Source organism: Bradyrhizobium sp. LA6.1 (assembly GCF_040547805.1).
Classification (GTDB): Bacteria; Pseudomonadota; Alphaproteobacteria; order Rhizobiales; family Xanthobacteraceae; genus Bradyrhizobium; species Bradyrhizobium barranii.
Genome location: NZ_JBEPQK010000056.1, coordinates 1 through 1,620, shown reverse-complemented (window position 1 = coordinate 1,620; position 1,620 = coordinate 1). Strand labels below are relative to the sequence as shown.

1 protein-coding gene is annotated in these 1,620 nt (G+C 58.5%); it reads left to right on the top strand.

Going from position 1 to position 1,620, the window contains the following annotated elements:
* Positions 1-237 precede the first annotated feature (237 nt).
* Positions 238-1,617 carry an IS110 family RNA-guided transposase gene (locus ABIB99_RS44420; protein WP_354116489.1) on the top strand — a complete coding sequence of 460 codons (1,380 nt, stop codon included), beginning with the start codon at positions 238-240 and terminating at the stop codon, positions 1,615-1,617.
* Positions 1,618-1,620 lie beyond the last annotated feature (3 nt).

Genomic DNA, 1,620 nt, shown 5'->3' with positions numbered 1-1,620 from the left:
TTCTAAAAAACTGATCTCGGCGCTGCACGCCCCCTGTGGGATAGAAACGGGTTAGTGATAGACTGCGTTCGGAAGGGAGCGGCCGATACGATTTTGGTGGCATTTAACCCCGTCAAAAAACCTGGTCCATGAGCTGTTGCGGACTTGAGAGTGGTGACGCCGCATAGGCGATCCCGTTTAGGAATCTGATTAATTGCGCAACTCAGCCCTTCCGCCCTGTCAGCAGGAGGATTGGAGATGAACCGCAAGAAGTCGAAGTCCAAGGTCGACCGTACCATGCCCATGGTGCACCCGAACGCGGCTGCCATCGATGTTGGTGCGACTATGCACATGGCTGCCGTAGGAGCGGATCGCGTACTCGAGCCAGTACGCAGTTTTGGCACCTTCACGGCCGATCTCGATCAACTAGTAAAGTGGTTTGTGGAATGCGGCGTCGAGACCGTCGTCATGGAGTCAACCAGCGTCTATTGGATTCCGATCTTTGAGCTTCTCGATGCACGAGGATTTGCCGTGTTTCTTGTCAACGCGCGCGATGCCAAGCATGTGCCGGGGCGCAAGACCGATGTCAGCGATGCCCAGTGGCTGCAGCGGCTCCATTCGTTCGGACTGCTGCGGGCGAGCTTTCGGCCCAAAGGGCAAATTGCGGAGCTGCGAGCCTACGTGCGTCAGCGTGAGCGTCTGCTGGAATACGCCGCCTCACACATCCAGCATATGCAAAAAGCACTGACCGAGATGAATCTTCAACTCCACCACGTTGTGGCCGACATCACGGGCACGACTGGCCTGCGCATCATTCGCGCGATCCTTGCCGGCGAGCGCGATCCAGAGGCGCTGGCGTGTTTGCGCCATTACAGTTGCCACTCCAGTGTCGAGACTATTGCGAAGGCGCTCACCGGAAGCTACCGCGCGGAGCATCTGTTTGCGCTCGATCAGGCACTCGCGCTTTACGACGCTTACCATGAGAAAGCATCTGCCTGCGACGTCCGAATCGAGACTGTGTTGAAGGAACTCATTATCCATAGGGGTCATGATCATGGATCAGCGCCGCCGGTCTCGCGGCGTCGGAACAGAACCGATCAAGCGAACGCTCTGGCGTTCGACGTCCGCGCGTCGTTGTTTGGGCTGCTCGGAAAGGACGTCACCACCATCGACGGCCTCGGTCCTTACCTCTCGCTGAAGCTGATCGCAGAATGCGGCGACGACCTTACCTCATGGCCAAGTGCAAAGCATTTTACCTCCTGGCTGGGGTTGGCGCCGAGCAATAAGGTCTCCGGGGGCAAAATGCTCTCGTCACGAACGCGCCGGTCCGGTGGTCGGGCCGCGGCTCTTATGCGCCTTGCTGCCGTAACCGTAGGACGCACCGACACCGCGCTCGGCGCCTTCTATAGAAGACTGTCGTCCCGCATCGGCAAGGCCAAGGCAGTCACCGCGACGGCCCGCAAGATCGCAGTCCTGTTCTACAACGCTGTCCGTCACGGAATGGACTACGTCGATCCCGGCGCCTCGTCCTACGAGACACGCTACCGTACGCGAGTGATCAACAATTTGCACCGACGTGCCAAGATATTCGGCTTTGTTCTGCAGCCCTTGGAACCGGGAGCTGGTGCCGTTTCTTAGGAA